Source organism: Pseudoalteromonas rubra (assembly GCF_001482385.1).
Classification (GTDB): domain Bacteria; phylum Pseudomonadota; class Gammaproteobacteria; order Enterobacterales; family Alteromonadaceae; genus Pseudoalteromonas; species Pseudoalteromonas ardens.
Map to the genome: position 1 here is coordinate 3,503,779 of NZ_CP013611.1, position 16,452 is coordinate 3,520,230.

Annotated in this window: 11 protein-coding genes; 6 read left to right on the plus strand and 5 right to left on the minus strand. The window is 47.7% G+C overall.

What is annotated here, in order from left to right:
- Position 1 precedes the first annotated feature (1 nt).
- The 3 genes from AT705_RS15190 to gorA form a co-directional block, all read right to left on the minus strand.
- Complete coding sequence (locus AT705_RS15190) at positions 2-1,711, minus strand: hypothetical protein (protein WP_082669009.1); 1,710 nt, start codon at positions 1,709-1,711, stop codon at positions 2-4.
- Positions 1,698-2,924, minus strand: a complete 1,227-nt coding sequence (locus AT705_RS15195; RefSeq protein WP_058797219.1) for a tyrosine-type recombinase/integrase — start codon at positions 2,922-2,924, stop codon at positions 1,698-1,700. The genes AT705_RS15190 and AT705_RS15195 overlap by 14 nt, the downstream gene beginning before the upstream one ends.
- Before the next feature lie 105 nt (positions 2,925-3,029).
- On the minus strand, positions 3,030-4,391 hold the full coding sequence (gene gorA / locus AT705_RS15200; RefSeq protein ID WP_058797220.1) for a glutathione-disulfide reductase: 1,362 nt from the start codon (positions 4,389-4,391) through the stop codon (positions 3,030-3,032).
- A 253-nt stretch (positions 4,392-4,644) separates the two neighbouring features.
- Here gorA and prlC point away from each other — a divergent pair, with 253 nt between their 5' ends.
- From prlC to AT705_RS15230, 6 genes are all read left to right on the plus strand, one after another.
- Complete coding sequence (gene prlC, locus AT705_RS15205) at positions 4,645-6,690, plus strand: oligopeptidase A (RefSeq protein WP_058797221.1); 2,046 nt, start codon at positions 4,645-4,647, stop codon at positions 6,688-6,690.
- Between the two features lie 159 nt (positions 6,691-6,849).
- Positions 6,850-7,989, plus strand: a complete 1,140-nt coding sequence (locus AT705_RS15210; RefSeq protein ID WP_058797222.1) for a response regulator — start codon at positions 6,850-6,852, stop codon at positions 7,987-7,989.
- A gap of 82 nt (positions 7,990-8,071) precedes the next feature.
- A complete protein-coding gene (locus AT705_RS15215) occupies positions 8,072-8,827 on the plus strand; it encodes a class I SAM-dependent methyltransferase (RefSeq protein WP_049863611.1) in 756 nt (251 codons plus the stop codon).
- Positions 8,828-9,325: 498 nt separating this feature from the next.
- Positions 9,326-11,251 carry a methyl-accepting chemotaxis protein gene (locus tag AT705_RS15220; RefSeq protein WP_058798020.1) on the plus strand — a complete coding sequence of 642 codons (1,926 nt, stop codon included), beginning with the start codon at positions 9,326-9,328 and terminating at the stop codon, positions 11,249-11,251.
- 139 nt (positions 11,252-11,390) lie between these two features.
- The gene (locus tag AT705_RS15225; protein WP_058797223.1) at positions 11,391-12,398 is read left to right on the plus strand and encodes a DUF4350 domain-containing protein; all 1,008 of its coding nucleotides are present in this window, start codon (positions 11,391-11,393) and stop codon (positions 12,396-12,398) included.
- A 123-nt stretch (positions 12,399-12,521) separates the two neighbouring features.
- A complete protein-coding gene (locus tag AT705_RS15230; RefSeq protein ID WP_058797224.1) occupies positions 12,522-14,081 on the plus strand; it encodes a bifunctional GNAT family N-acetyltransferase/carbon-nitrogen hydrolase family protein in 1,560 nt (519 codons plus the stop codon).
- A gap of 89 nt (positions 14,082-14,170) precedes the next feature.
- On the opposite strand, the gene AT705_RS15235 is transcribed toward AT705_RS15230, so the two are convergent.
- Both AT705_RS15235 and AT705_RS15240 read right to left on the minus strand, forming a co-directional pair.
- Positions 14,171-14,596 (minus strand): hypothetical protein, encoded by a 426-nt coding sequence (locus AT705_RS15235; RefSeq protein WP_058797225.1) that lies wholly within the window; start codon positions 14,594-14,596, stop codon positions 14,171-14,173.
- A gap of 11 nt (positions 14,597-14,607) precedes the next feature.
- Positions 14,608-16,416 carry a S8 family peptidase gene (locus AT705_RS15240; protein ID WP_058797226.1) on the minus strand — a complete coding sequence of 603 codons (1,809 nt, stop codon included), beginning with the start codon at positions 16,414-16,416 and terminating at the stop codon, positions 14,608-14,610.
- Positions 16,417-16,452 lie beyond the last annotated feature (36 nt).

The window sequence follows — 16,452 nt, forward strand, 5'->3', positions numbered from 1 at the left end:
GTTATTTTACCATTAATATCGAATCTGGACTAAGCCAAAGAGGGTGTCGCCCTACTTCCATCAATTTAATCTCTGCGTCATTGAAAATCTTTTTATCTATTTTGGGAATTATTTTTTTATCTATGAACTCTAATGCCTGGTTGAAGTTATGATCGAAGTGTCGTGCATTTAAGTGGTAGTAAATTGATTCTTCTATACATTCTTTGAATGATAATAGACACCATATATCTTCAACTGATTGGACGATTACTTGATGAGTACAGCCAAAGCAATTTAGTAAATCAGCGCATGCTAGATTTGCTTTATGTAAGTTATGAGAGTTAATTTTTTTGCTAAATTTTTTTGATTTTTCACCAAAAGGGTCGGCGCAATAAGAGCCATGAGCGGCTTTTTTAATTTGTGGAGAGAGTTTATCTTGCAGCTCTTCGTATTTAAGTACCTTGATGTGTAGGGTTTCTTTTGCTTTTTCTACTGTCGTAAGGTTTTTCGCTTGCTCCGCTCGGATCAGAGCTGCCTCTTGCATCATGATATTATTTTCTAGTTTATTTCCATCCGAGTAGTGCCTTTTTATTGTTTCTGGAGTATTGTTCAGAAGTAAAGCTGCCTCTATTTCATTGTTGTTAATTTGAGAAATAATACTGCCTGTTGCCCTGAATCTTGAAACGCTAAATCTAAGCTCTCTGCCCATTGAATCATACATAGGGAAGTTTTTCTTTACGAAAATGCTGTTGAAATCACGTAGAAATGCATTGTTTAAAGGGGCTTTCTTATTTTCCCAACAAGCTTGAATTAAGAGGGCGTCACTGGAGCTATCAACTAACTTTGATACCTCTAGTAAAGTGTTAAAGAAATCTATGCAATATTTAGGTATGTCAATATGATGATCGCCTATCTCTATGTTTATTACTTTAAAAGCTCTTCTTTTAAAAGCGCTCATTACGTACCAGTTTTCTTTTCGATAACCTACAGACTGTGGCCGTCGAAGACTTAGAAGCTGGGTTGTGTTCGAATAAGTATAATACGAGAGTAAAAAAGTTGCAGCGATCATCATTTTGTTGACTGCAAGATAAACTTTGTGATTCACTCCTTTCCAGAGGAAGTTCATAGGGGAGTTTTTCTTCGACGCTGCCATATACTCTTCAGGAGAAGCTGAAAATTGTTTAGCTGTTTGTTTGAAGAGTGAGCGAAGAAAAGGCAACATCTGTTTCAAATCAGAGTTTGTATAAGCTTCGTGTGGTTGATTATCACTATTAGCAATAATGACTATATTATTCATCCATTGTTCTGAAGCATTATTAATCTCTAAGTTTGAAAAAATTACTTTTAAGGTACTTGTAATAGTTATATATGCGCTACTTCTAAGCTCACCTGCTCTGTATCTTTCATAACAATGCGTACAAAACTTTTGTATCGTTTTTTCCTCAATTGGTAGCATGTGTTGTGAATCACACCACTTAAGGTAAGCAGTAAATTTGTAGTAGTAGTTAGATATGGTTGCATCAGACTTTTCAAGGCGAAGTATTGATAGTGCTTTTTGCAATTCAATAACTAAATCATCACGGTCAGCAAACTCAATACCTTCTAATTCTTTTACCTTTTTGGTCGATGGGATGCCTGTGAAGCGTATTCTATTGAAATCTAAGTAATGTGTGGTGTTAGCACCACTCCTAATTTTTATGCACAATTTTGCTTGCCACTTATAAGAGTTCATTGGTGTAACCTTCATTTTTGATGGCGTCGTGCATTATTTGATCCAGCAGTCCAAATTTATTTTCTAGTGCAGTTTTTTTCTTTAAATATCTTATATATTTCATTGTAGTGCTCTCTTGATTATGGCCCATCCAGCTCATCAGGCAATCAAGAGATTGGCCAACGCCAAGCCCTGCATCAAGAAGATCATTAAGACGGTATGTTGCATACGTACTTCTCAAGTCATGGAATGAGTAGTTAAAATTGTTAAGTGTGCAATTGATATCTTTTCTAAAGTCAGACCAACGTGCCCCCAGCGTTCCTGGGCTAGTCTGATTTCCGTATTGACTAATAAATAGAGGCTCATATTGACCTCGAACTTTTAATTTTTGGACTTTTTTTAATCTTCTTTCACTAATTGAGTAATCTCGTAGCTTACAGATTAGAGTTGCAGAAGCTTCAATTTCTCTATTCTTATTGTATTTTGTATTAACACCTGTCGATGGCCCTACAGTTAGGATATACCTTGTACGCTCATCGCTTGTTGGGATTGCGCTATCTAAAGCTTCTTGAGTAAACGAGCAGGCCTCAGATTTTCTAAGCCCACTCAAAAGTGCTAGAGCACACATTAGTTTAAATTCAATTGGCTCTGTCTTGAGTTTATTAGAGAATGTTAACAATGATTCACTTGTTAAAGGGTTTAGACCACTTTCAGGCTTTTTGGGAACACGTATTTTCAGATCTGAAGTTTGAACTACAAACTTAGGTTTTAAATGGGCTAATTTATCTGATCTTTTAATGCTAACGAATTGAATTGTAAATGGAGTGGCTTTCTCATCATTTATTTCAATTTCTGATTCTTCAATAGCCCATATGTAGAATTGTACAACGTGCTTTAAGTAAAGATTAGCTGTCGAAGGAGAAACTCTTCCATTGTTTACTTCCGACAATAAGTGGAACTTGAACTGGTATGTGGGCTTTAGCCTTTTTATAGGAGGGAACTCATCCCAACTTAAAGAGTTAGCTTCTAAATATGACCAGTAAGCAAGAAGCGCCCTTGAATAAGAATTTATGTCTTTCAGTCTCTTGCAGGCTACCAGGTCAAAAAACCAAGCATTCACAGGGTGAACGAATTTTGCTTCAGACGTGTATAGGGTTGGTAGGGATACTAAACCTTCTGATTCAGTTTCTTGATCTTTTACCTTCACCATAGCTGAGCGAATAAGCTGAGCCATATTTGCCTCTGTCTAAAATAAAAAAGCCAACTAACTTCAAGCTTAAGTATAGCTGGCTTTTGAATTTTTCCAGATTTTTAAAAGTGTAGTGCTAAGTTTTCTACACTAACCTGTCATAGTAACAAATTCTTCAGATCCCGTCGGGTGAATAGCCACAACTGAATCAAAGTCGGCTTTGGTTGCGCCCATCTTCATGGCAACGCCAAAGCCCTGGATCATTTCATCAACCGCGAAGCCGATGCCGTGCAGGCCAACGATTTTTTCGTTCTCACCGGCACACACCAGTTTCATTTTACAAGGCTGGCGGTGCTGGGTCACAGCTGTGTACATGGCTGCAAAGGTTGAGGTGTAGACCTTGATGTTGTCTTCACCGTACTGTGCAACAGCTTCTGGTTCGGTCAGGCCGATAGTGCCGATGGGCGGGTGGCTGAAGACCACAGTCGGGACCAGGTTGTAGTCCATTTTAGCGTTGGGCATTTCCGGGTTAAACAGGCGCTCGGCCAGCATACGACCGGCTTTTACTGCCACCGGCGTCAGCTCAATGCCGCCTTCCATGATGTCACCCAGGGCATAAATGCCAGACACTGAGGTGTTCTGGTATTCGTCTACTTTTACGTAGCCGCCGTCTGTGATGGCCACATCGGTGGCAGCCAGATTGATTTTATCAGTCACTGGCTCACGACCAATGGCCCAGATCACTTGCTCAACTGTGTGTGACTCGCCGTTTGCCAGGTGCAAAGTGACGCTGCCGTCGTCGTTCTTGCTCAGCGACTTAGGCGTGCTGTGGGTGTGCAGGGTTGGCCCTTCTTTGTCCATTACCTCGGTAAGGGTGTCAATCAGGATAGGATCAAAGTTGCGCAGTGGGGCATGCTTACGCACGAACAGGTGTGTGTCTGTGCCAAGGCTGTGTAATACGCCCGCCAGCTCAACGGCAATATAGCCTGCGCCAATCACGGCCACGCTCTTAGGCTGTGCCTTAAGCTCAAAGAAGTCATTAGAATCAATGCCCAGCTCAGCGCCCGGGATATTCGGAATCGACGGGCGACCGCCTACGGCGATACAGATGTGGTCGGCGGTGTAGTGTTCGCCATTGACTTCAACTGTGTTGTTATCAATGAATTTGGCAAAGCCATTGATCACAGTGACGCCATTGCTGGCCAGATATTTGTTATAACCCTGGTGGATGCGGCCAATGTAGGCTTCGCGGCTTTCAACCAGTTTGCCCCAGTTGAAGTCTTTAACTTCTACGTCAAAGCCATAATCCGGTGCATACAGTTTAATGGCTTCGGCTACTTGTGCGCCATGCCACATGACTTTTTTGGGCACGCAGCCCACGTTTACACAGGTGCCACCCATATGTTTGGCTTCGATAAGGGCGACTTTTGCGCCACGCATTGCTGCCCGGTTGGCCGAGGCAATACCACCGCTTCCGCCACCGATGGCGATATAATCAAAATGTTGTGCCATGCTTTAATCTCTATAAATGCTGATAAATGGCCCTAGCTTAACACTATATCTGCCGGGGCAAAGTCTGGTGGGATGAATTTTTCCGATGATAGCCATCGCTTTTTCCGATGGCACTGTGATGCCGCACGTGACCAGAGAGGGCGATGTCCTGAGGCGGTCCTGTTTAATTTGTCAGGATTGACCGGGGAGCCTTGTTTTTTGTCAGGAAACACCCCAAATATATGAGATAAGCAAAGATCAACAGAGAGGCGTTATGACTAACCCGTTAATTGGCATGGAAGGCTTGCCACCGTTTTCACAAATCAAACCAGAACATGTTGTAGAAGCACTTAAACAGGCGATTGCGCACTGCCGTGATACCATAGATACGGTGCTCAAAAACGATGCATATAGCTGGGAAAACCTGGTTTTGCCGCTCGAAGAAGCCGATGACAAACTATCTCGTATGTGGTCGCCGGTGTCGCACATGCACTCGGTTGTTAACAACGACGCTTTGCGCCAGGCCTATGATGCCTGTCTGCCGCTGATCTCAGAATACAGCACCTATGTTGGTCAGCATCAGGGGCTTTATGGAGCCTATAAATCATTGAAAGACTCTGACACCTTTGCAGCGCTAAGCACGGCACAGCAAAAAACCATCAATAATGCACTGCGCGACTTCCAGTTGTCGGGCATCGCACTGGCCCCTGAGCAGCAACAGCGTTACGGCGAGATCAGCGCGCGTTTATCTGAGCTGGCAGCGAAGTTTGGTAACAATGTGATGGATGCCACTCAAGCCTGGACTAAGCATGTGACCGATGAAGCAGAATTGTCTGGTTTACCTGAATCCGCATTGGCGCTGGCAGCACACACGGCACAGAGTAAAGAGCTGGAAGGCTGGTTATTTACCCTAGATATTCCATCGTATCTGCCAGTGATGACTTATGCGGACAACCGCTCGTTGCGTGAAGACATGTATCGTGCTTTTGTAACTCGCGCGTCAGATCAGGGTCCGAATGCCAAAGAATTTGATAACTCAGAGATCATGCGTGAGGAGCTGGCTCTGCGTTATGAACTGGCGCAGTTGCTGGGCTTTGACAGTTATGCAGATAAATCACTGGCCACTAAAATGGCGCAGTCACCAGAGCAAGTCTTTGCCTTTTTAAATGACCTGGCGTTGCATGCCAAGCCACAGGCAGAGAAAGAGCTGGCCGAACTGAAAGCATTTGCAGAAAAAGAGCATGGGGCCACTGAGCTGGCCGCATGGGACTACGGTTACTATGGCGAAAAGCTAAAACAAGCTAAATACGCTATTTCTGATGAGCTATTACGTCCTTACTTCCCGGCAGATACCGTATTAAAAGGTTTGTTCGAAACCGTTAACCGTCTGTTTGGTATTAAGGTCACAGAGGTTCAGGATTTCGATACTTATCATCCTGATGTGCGTTTTTTCGCTATCCATGATGCGCAAGATACATTGCGCGGCCATTTCTATCTGGACCTGTATGCCCGCGAACACAAGCGTGGCGGCGCCTGGATGGACGACTGCATGGGCCGTAAGGTACGCGCCAGCGGTGAGTTGCAAACACCCGTTGCTTATCTGGTGTGTAACTTCAACAAAGCGGTCGGTGATAAACCGGCGTTGTTTACGCACTATGAAGTCACAACATTATTCCATGAGTTTGGTCATGGTATTCATCATATGCTGACTCAGGTCGATGCTGCACCGGTTGCGGGTATCAACGGGGTTGCCTGGGACGCGGTAGAATTGCCAAGCCAGTTCCTGGAAAACTGGTGCTACGAGGAAGAGGCGCTGGCCTTTATTTCTGGCCACCATGAGACTGGCGAGCCGTTGCCAAAAGCACTGCTCGACAAACTGCTGGCAGCGAAAAACTTCCAGTCCGCGATGCAGATGCTGCGTCAGCTGGAGTTCTCTTTGTTTGATTTCCATATTCACAGCGATTTTGATGCAGATAAACCGTGTCAGATCCAGCAAACACTGAATGCCGTTCGCGAAAAAACAGCGGTTGTAAAAGCGCCGGAATTTAATCGCTTCCAGCACAGCTTTAGCCATATTTTTGCAGGTGGTTATAGCGCAGGTTATTACTCTTATAAGTGGGCTGAAGTCCTGTCTGCGGATGCATTCTCCCGGTTTGAAGAAGAAGGGATTTTCAATCGCCAGACAGGTGCGGACTTTATGCTGCATATTCTGGAGAAGGGCGGCTCAGAAGAGCCAATGGCTTTGTTTACCCGTTTCCGTGGTCGTGAGCCAAGTGTAGACGCACTGCTGCGTCACAGTGGAATCGAAAAAGCAGCATAATCGCCCCTATGCTGGTGGCGTTTTGAACATTTGTTCCCCGCGTGTCACCAGCGCCGACTCAAAAACACCACATAAGTACGTTGTGTGGTGTTTTCCATTCGCAAATTAGACAGTTCACGCTATGCTGTTCTAAAGAACAAACCTTGTAGGGAATGCTGCATGAGCAATCTAGTACTGGCCATTGACGACGATAAACTGGTACATCACATTGTTGAACAATCTTTACTGCACAGCTGCAAAGTCATCCATGCCTACAGTGGCGAAGAAGGGCTGGAAATGGCAGCACAGCAGCGCCCGGATATTATTTTACTCGATATTGAAATGCCAGGCCCTTCTGGGTTTGAGGTGTGTGAGCGACTCAAAGCCAACCCTCAGTTGTGCGATATCCCGGTGATGTTCTTATCTTCAAAAAGTGCCACCTCTGAGCGCATGCGTGGCTACAACGCCGGTGGCGCCGACTACATTGTCAAACCCTTCGACAGCGATGAAATGCTGGCCCGTATTAAAGTACTCGATGAGTATCGCCGTCAATCACTCAAGTTGAAGCAGGATGTTCAGAAAGCGCAAATCACCGCCGAGATTGCCATGTCGGATTCGGGTGATATGGGCCGCATTATGCGTTACGTAGGCCAGTCCTATCATGCCCATGACCTGAATACGCTGTCTGAGTATTTCTTTGAGTTTTTTGTGCCTTTGCAACTGCAGGTTGCCGTCGCATTTTGGTATCACGACAGTGAAGTTTTTTATTCTCAGGAGGGTGCTATCCAGCCTTTGGAGCAGGAACTGCTTGAGAAACACTGTGGTGGTGACCGGTTTGTCGATTTTGGCCGTCGCACCATTATTAACTACCCCAAAGTCTCACTGCTGATCAAAAACATGCCAACTGATGATGTGGGTTTGTACGGGCGTTACAAAGATCTGTTGCCACATATACTGGAAGCCACCAATGCAAAAATCAAAGATATGGAGGTCAGTGAAGTCGCGCTCACTAAAGTGGAGCAAATTGGTCTGGCATTTGAAGAGCTGAGCGATCAGCTGGGCGAGGTGGCCACAGCATATAATGACAAACTGAGTCAATTTTCTGATTATGTGAGTGACGTACAGGCCAATGGTAAACAAGCTGAAGTAAAGCAGTTGTATGAGCACTTTTCATTGATCAATGATGACTTTTCGATTATCCGCTACAAGTTAGGAGAGATCACAGAAGTACGCCATGAGCTGATCCAGAGCCTCAACCAGATGGCCAAACCCTGGAGCGAGGAAGATGTGCCCGCTCAGACCGATATTGAATTGTTTTAACTTGTTCAGGCACAGACACAAAGATTTCATAACCGGGATGATCCAGATATAATCTCCGCGTTACTATTTGCGGAGCCTGCTGTTGATCATCCACACCCCTTTTGCCGAAAACCGACCTTATCTTGCGCGTATAGAGCAGCAGTTTGCACTGCATGACTGGCAACAGGCCAATCCTAATTTTCGTCTGACTTATGATGAAGCGGGTTTGCAGTTGCTAAAACTGGATGAGCCAAAGCTCGGTGGCATACGGGTAGACTTTGTCACGGGGGCCAGTGCGCACCGTCGTAAGTTTGGCGGTGGTAAAGGGCAGGCTATTGCCAAGGCGGTGGGGCTCAATAAAGGGGCGACCCCTGTGGTACTCGATGCAACCGCAGGGCTGGGACGCGATGCCTTTGTACTGGCTGCGTTGGGTTGCGAAGTGATATTACACGAACGCCACCCGGTGGTGGCCGCCTTGCTGTTTGACGGTCTGGAGCGCGCTTACCAGGATAGTGAAATCGGCAGCTGGATGCAGCAAAATATGCGGATGATCTTTGGTTCCAGCCATGACTTGTTAGCGCAAAGTGCGTTAAATCCGGACGTTGTTTATCTGGATCCTATGTTTCCGCATCGAGAGAAATCCGCTCAGGTTAAAAAAGAAATGCGGGTGTTCCAGTCTCTGGTAGGGGGAGATGCCGACGCCGATGCCTTATTGCCATTCGCATATGCACTGGCCACCAAGCGGGTCGTGGTTAAACGCCCGGATTATGCGCCTTTCCTGAACGAGCAAAAACCCAGTATGCAGATAGAGACCAAAAAGAATCGTTTTGATGTTTATGTTAAAGCTGCGATGAAATAGTGCTATGTGCGCTTAACTTTTTGTGTCTTTCAGTTATCCCACATTGGATGTGGGGACTACTTAACGGTAACACGGAGAGTCAGTCTTTTACTCATTGATTGTACTCGCCTTAGTCATCCCGCACTTGATGTGGGACCTGCTAAAAGGCAACTTGGGAATTAAACCTTTCGCTCATTGATTGCAATCAGCCCTTCAACCCGGGTTTTATCCGAACAATTTTTTGCTTATGTATGGCTAATAAAAAAGCTGAAAATAGAAAAGCCACCACCCTGTTTTGTGCTAAGAAAGGTTTTTATAGCATCGAAAGAGTCTGAAATTGACCATTCTGAGCGGGCTGTCATCTGCATGAAGTAAAGTTCCTGTAAAAGGTAGAGAATTCTCCTACGCCAAAAGTATGTTTTTAAAATCAGCTGGCTATTTTCTGAGCAATCTACATCAAACTGTCATAAAACATTAATAGTCTACGCCCGAATTTGAATCAATATGGCTGTAGTATCTATGCGTGTTTCTACCTTTACCCGGCTGCTTGCCGTGTTACTGGCTTTGGCCAGTATCGTGCTGGCTGCCACTTTGTTTTGGGCCAGTCAGGTCTTTAGTGAATTAGATAAACAAAACAACGCTTATGTTACGCTGAAAAACACCATACTGATCGATTTAGCTGGTACGATCGAAGACTATCTGAGCAGTGGCGATAGCCAGGAGCTCAGTGAAGCCAGCGGACAAATCGCGCAACTTAAACAGCAGCAATTGACAGCGTTGCCTTCAACCCTTGCCAGCGATATGACCAGCCAGCTTGATGCACTCGATGCGGACATCAATGGCAAATATCGCGCGCTGGGCAAGCTGTCTGGCAATGAAATGGCATTACTGGACAACGCCATCAGGCAGATGTCAGGCTCGGCGTCATCACTAATGAGTTACACCGCCAAAGCCCCTGAACATCCGCTGGCACCGCGTTACTATGCACTGGCTTCAGACTATTATGGTGAAGTGACCAACCTGAGCATTTACACCTACCAGCTCGTGATCCACTTTGAACAGCAAACACGTCAGAACCTGATGAACAGTGTGCGTCGTCTTCAGGAGCTGGCGCAACAAATCGATCGCCTTGGCAATCTGGGCGTCATGAGTGAAATTGATGAAGATGAGCTGTTCCTGGGCGCGGAAGCTGAAGATCTGGCTTTAGAGATTAAGGCTGAGCTGAACAGCTGGCCCAAACGCTTTAGCCGCGATCTGGAAAACACCCTGGCCCAGGCCGAGCAGCGCCAGCAGGGTATGGCACAATTAAGAGGTGATATTAAGGACATTTCAGCACTGGTGCTGAGCGCGGAAGTGGCACTGCAAGCTGAGCAGAATTCACTGAAGAAAAACGTATTTACTATTTTTGGTGTGGCGATCGGCTTACTGGTGCTATTGGCCATTGCCGTTTACATCGTCCAGTTTAGCCAAGTACTGACGCCACTGCGCCAATTACGTAATGGCTTTGCGTTCCTGATAGAGAGTAATGAGCTGAAAAACATCGACAGCCAGAATGCCAATACCGAAATCGGTGAAATCGCCAGTTACTTTAACCAACTGATTGAACGTCAGCGCGGTGAAGCCGAGGAGCGAGAGCAAATGCTGGCGGTGATCAATGACTTTATGCAGGATATGAACACCAACCTGGCCAGTATCAGTGAACTTGCTGAGACCACCTCAACACAGGTAGAGCAAAACCAGGACCAGCTGGATGAGATCAAGGCGTTGGGCCTGGAAGCCAGCGAAATCAACCAACAGGTATCTGATAATGCGGGTGAAACCTTCTCTGCGATGAAGCAAAGTGTCGGTTACGCTGAGTCGATGTTAAGCGCAAGTTCCAGCACACAACAACGGGTTGAGCAAGGCTTGTCCAGCCTTAATGAGCTGCTCAATGGCGTTGCCGATGTGGGCAAAGTGATCGAAATGATCCGCACCATTGCAGAACAAACCAATTTGCTGGCACTGAACGCCGCCATTGAATCTGCGCGTGCGGGTGAGCATGGACGTGGGTTTGCTGTGGTGGCCGATGAGGTACGTAAGCTGGCGCAACAAACGCAGGATTCACTCTCTGACATCAATGAACAACTGAATATTCTCAGCGATAACTCAAGCAAAGTGTCTTCACAGATCAGCGCTCTGGCTGATGAAGCGCAGCAACAGACTGAGCATGCTCAGGAGTTAAAGGGGAACTCTGAAGGCGTCGCAGAGCGCGCACAAAGTGCCAGTCAGGTTGCCGAGCATGCCATGGAGCTGGCGCAGCAGCAAAGTACATTGGTCGATAACTTCAGCAGCGCAATGGCCACGATGAAGCTGCAGGTGAATGGCTCTAACCAGCAGGTACGTGATATTCAGCACAGCCTGCAGGAACAAATGGCCAAGATCCGTGAGAGCATCGGAATTCGATAATCGTTGCGGTCACTGAGTTAACTTATCTGCTCGCCTGACGTGTTAAGCGAGCAGAAGCTCTGGCTATTCTTTTCTGGTAAGTCGCCGGATCTTTGTTAATACTTGCCAATGCATGATGGAAAAGTAAGGACAGCACACAATGAATTGGCTAGCCAAAGCGCTGACTGCGGGCGTGCTCGCCGTGAGCGTCGGGTCAGGCTTGATTGCCTGTACTGACAGTACCCAGCTGGGCGACCCTGATTTCACACCCCAGAATACCGAACGGCGTTTCTCAGCAGATAACAGCCCATTGGTATTGTTCGATGAGGCACACCATAACTTTCTGACTATGCATGGCCGCTACCGGGCTTTCACTCAGGTATTGCAAAGCGATGGTTACACCGTGAAAGGCAGCAGTCAGCCTTTTAGCACAACACACTTAAACCAGGCCGATATCCTTGTCATAGCCAATGCGCTGGACCGTCACCGCACAGACTGGAGTCCCCCCTTTGGTAAGGCGTTTACTGCGCAAGAGGTGAGCGCGGTTATCGGCTGGATAGAGCAGGGCGGATCGCTGTTTTTAGTGGCAGATCATACGCCGTTTCCCCGCGTGATCGACAATCTGACGGCAGCACTGGGTGTTGAATTCAGTCATGGTCATGTGGGTGAAGCGCAGTTTAATACCGCTGATAATACTCTCGCACAACATGCGATTACGCTGGCCGTGGTGCCCGCACTGAGAACTTTGCCCGGTGGGATGTCTATGACCGGGTTTGGCGTAACCAGTGCGGTTGGTGGGGCAGTATCTGCCGCAGCAGAGCAATCAACAGGTCAAATCGAGCGGGTGCGCTCTTTTGGCGGATCGGCGTTTAAAGTACCACAAAGTGCAGTCTCATTACTGACGCTTGGCCCAGGTAAGATAGCTGTGACACCAGAGATCCCCTTTCAAATCACAGCCGACATTCCTCGTGTGGATGTTGCTGGCTGGAGCCAGGGCGCCGTATTCGAGTTTGGGAAAGGCCGCGTTGCGGTATTTGCAGAAGGCATGATGTTCTCCTCTCAGGTTGATAGCAAAAGTGGCAAAAAATATGGTCTGGCTTCTCCCGGTGCCGAGCACAACGAGGGGTTTTTACTGAATGTGATGCACTGGCTGGCCCGTGCTGAGTAAACCAGAACATCCTCATGCTTAACTTTGCTGCGCCAATTTGTGTGCTTATTTTGCAGCGACTATCTTTAACTAAGGTGGTCGTATAACACCGTAAACAGTGAATATTGCAAAGCAGGAGCCACAATGAGCGACGGTAACTTAACGGAGAACTTTGAACATAAACTCAATCTGCGTAGCCTGGAGGCAGATGACTATAGAGATCTTAAAGAGGTCATGGCCATTGTTTATCCCGACTTAGGCGGGGCTCCTTCAGAAAAACAATTTAAGGCTCAGCTCTCTAGTTTTCCCGAAGGCCAGATCTGTATTGAGGACCATGGTAAAGTCGTCGCTGCCGCATTCTCATTGATTGTGGATTACGACAAGTTTGGCGATCATCACACCTATGACGAGATCACTGGTGATGCTTATCTGACCACCCACGACCCACTCGGCGACGTGTTGTACGGTGCCGAAGTCTTTGTTCACCCCGATTACCAGGGCATGCGCCTGGGGCGGCGGTTATATGAAGCCAGAAAAGAGCTCTGCCAGAGTCTCAATCTTAAATCGATTGTGGCGGGCGGGCGTATTCCCAACTATCAGCACCATGCCAGTGAGATGTCGCCACAGAAGTATATTGAACTGGTCAAAAAGAAAGAAATTTACGACCCCATTTTGAGCTTTCAACTGTCTAATGATTTTGAGGTCAAACGGGTGCTCAACAAATACCTGCCAGAAGACAAAGAATCAAAAGGCTACGCTACTTTGCTGGAATGGACCAACCTTTACTACGAACGCAATGAAGTGCCGCTGTTTGGTGCAGTGAAGAAGTCGGCCCGTGTCGGCTGTGTGCAATGGCAAATGCGGCCATTGCATTCTGTGGAAGAGCTGACGCAGCATGTGGAGTTTTTTATCGATGCGCTGGCTGATTACCAATGTGATCTGGCGTTGTTACCTGAGCTGTTTAACGCGCCCCTGATGGGTATTGAAGCACATGAAAACTCACTGGATTCAATCAAAGCGTTGGCTGAATTCTCAACTGAAGTGGTGGAGGCTATTTCGCATCTGGCGGTGAGTTATAACATCAATATTATCGCCGGCTCCATTCCGGTGATTGAAGACAAAGCCCTCTACAATGTATCCTATTTCTGCCGTCGCGATGGCACCATTGAATCGCAAACCAAGATCCACCCAACCCCCTATGAAAAAAGTGCCTGGATCATGCAAGGCGGCGACAGTCTGAGCGTGTTTGACACCGATTTTGGCAAAATAGGCATCCTCATCTGTTATGACGTGGAATTCCCTGAACTGGGACGGTTACTCTCAGAGCAGGGCATGCAGATTTTGTTTGTCCCATTCTGGACAGATACTAAAAATGCTTATTTGCGAGTACGCTGTTGTGCTCAAGCCCGCGCCATAGAAAATGAATGCTATGTAGTGACGGCAGGCAGTGTGGGTAACTTACCTAAGGTCGATGGCGCGGATATCCAGTACGCCCAGTCTGCGGTGTTCTCGCCCTCAGATTTTGCGTTTCCCCACGATGCTACTATGGCTGAAACCACCCCCAACACTGAGATGACCCTGATAGTCGATTTGGATCTTGAGAAGTTACACGAGCTGCGTCACGAGGGCTCCGTCAGAAACTATCTGGACAGAAGGCGGGACCTGTATCGAATTAACTGGCTGGGCGAGCAAAAAGTTAAGTGATTGAAATGGGCGCATGTGATGAACATGCGCTGATACTATGGCTGATCAGAAGAGCTACCCAGCACCTGAGTACTGGGTTTGTTTGCCCGTTACTCTGACTCCAGGCCTTCGATATCAATACCAAATTGGGTGCTGGTCACCCCTGCCAGGCCCTCGATATGGGCTTTAAAGGCATTGAGCTCTGTGCCAGGTTGTGCTGCGAAGATGGCACGGTTGGCCCGCACATAGACTAGCTCCAGGTTATGTGCCGTGGCAAATTCCTGTGCATTGATGAGCGGCTCCAGTTCTGCAACCACTTCACCGGTTAAAATGTAGGTGGTACTGGTTTTGGCATCTGTGATTGCCACACCGGTTAGTAGGCGCTCACTGGCAGAGAGATAACTTTTGCCATTGAGTGTCACGCTATGGCTGAGTGTTGTACTGAGCGGTTGCGCTTCATACACTTCGTTGCTGGATGCACTGGCAGTGGAAATTCCGCAGGCAAGTAATGCGGTGGTGATTAAGTGTTTTTTCATGTCAGTACTCCTTATTTACGACCGATGAAGCGAATGTCCCACGACTTCAGCAGGCCATTTTCTGAATTGTTTCTGTGCACCATGTTGATGTTGGGCGCACCCGCTGCACGCGGGTCGAAAACATAGAGTTCGTCCTGAGCTGCCGTATCGATGACACGCAGGGTCCATTCACCTTGTGCCTGCTCACCATAGAAATGGTGGGTCAGCATTTGTGTATTTTCCATGCCGTTTTGTCCCAGGATGGTGCCTGTGCGTGGTGTCATGATCACACTGCGCGTACCTGACGGAGAAATCAGTTCGATGGCCAAATCTCTTGTACTGGTGTGGTCGATGTTAACACGTACCTGAATGGCATCGACGGTCATCGCTTCTGTTGACTGATAAGTGCTTGATACTCCGTTGATATCACCGTCTGGAATAGCACTGTTGGCTGTCACTGTAAAGCGGTCTGTTTGTGTGAACTGACCCAGCTGTTCGTCATAGAAGCGCGCCATGTTTACGGCTGCGTCCACGTCTACCGCACCGAAGCCATAGAAGTTATGGAAGGCATAGCCTGCGGCGTTGGTTTGCCAGGCGTCAATGGCCTGATAGCTGACCGTGTCACCTTGCGCAGTTTCAAACGACAGTGTCACACCGGCGTTATCCGGATCGATTTGTCTGGCTGTGCTGGCCAGAATGTGACGTACATCTTGCCAGCTCAATGCCGGGTTGGCAGACATGATCAGGGCAATGGCACCCGCAGCGCTTGGGGCTGCCGAAGACGTCCCGTTGAAACGCGCGCCGTAATCACAGTTCGGATCCAATGGGTGACCGCCATGCAAGTCATTGCGACCATAAGCCGGGTTGTAACCGGCATCACAACCGGTCAGATCGGTTGTGATCATTGCCGGAGTATAGACACCATATTGACCACCTGTGGCTGATACGAATACTGCTGAGCCAACGGTGGAGTATGAGGACAACTGGCCATCGGCGTTGTAGGCCGACACAACCATATTCCAAAAAGAGGTATCCATTTGCTCCAGGTTGACGTTCTGTAAAGGCAGGCCATGGTTGCTGTTTTCAAAGCGCAGATAGCCAGAGCCAAAACGAGGGTCGGTAAAAGTTTGTCTGGCGTAGCCATTACCCGCTGACTTGACGAACAGGGCGCCACGTCCACCGTGGGTGGTGCGGGTGATCTCTTCTTGCGCATCTTCATAGGTTTTCAGCCAGGGATCGACCGTGTAGTCAAAGCTGTCTGGCGCAGACATAGTCCGGCCATAGCTTTGGTTAAAAATTCTCGGGAAATCAAAAGAGTGTTTATTATAGCCATCTGAGTACATGCCGTGCGACTGTAGCCAGTTCGCGGTGTTGTAGTTGCCTGATGAGATCAGGTTAAAGCCAACAATGCCGGCGCGTGGTGCGATGCCTCGCCCACCAATGCCGTTAAAGGCACTGGCAGCAATGATCCCGGCAACCGACGTGCCGTGACGGTCAGTGGGGCCACCAGGGACCAGGTCCGGTGTATCAGTCGTAAAGTTCCAAGAACCAGGGCGTACGTTGTCACGCAGATCCGGGTGGGTTAGCTCTACGGCGCCATCGATCACCGCCGCTGTTACACCTGTGCCCAGAATGCCCAACGCATGGGTCAGTGACAAGTTCATGTCTTCACCCGCTTTACCGCCTCTGTCAGAGAATGCCACCTGACCTGTATTTTGTAAATGCCACTGATGAGAGACCAGCGGATCGCCCGGCATAAGTGGATAATCGTTAGCCGAGACGGCCACACTGTGAGTAGCAGCAATACAGGCTGCCAGTACTGTGAGCTTAGTTCTTATCATAAATTAGTTTCTTCTTGTTTACATTTGTACCTGCTG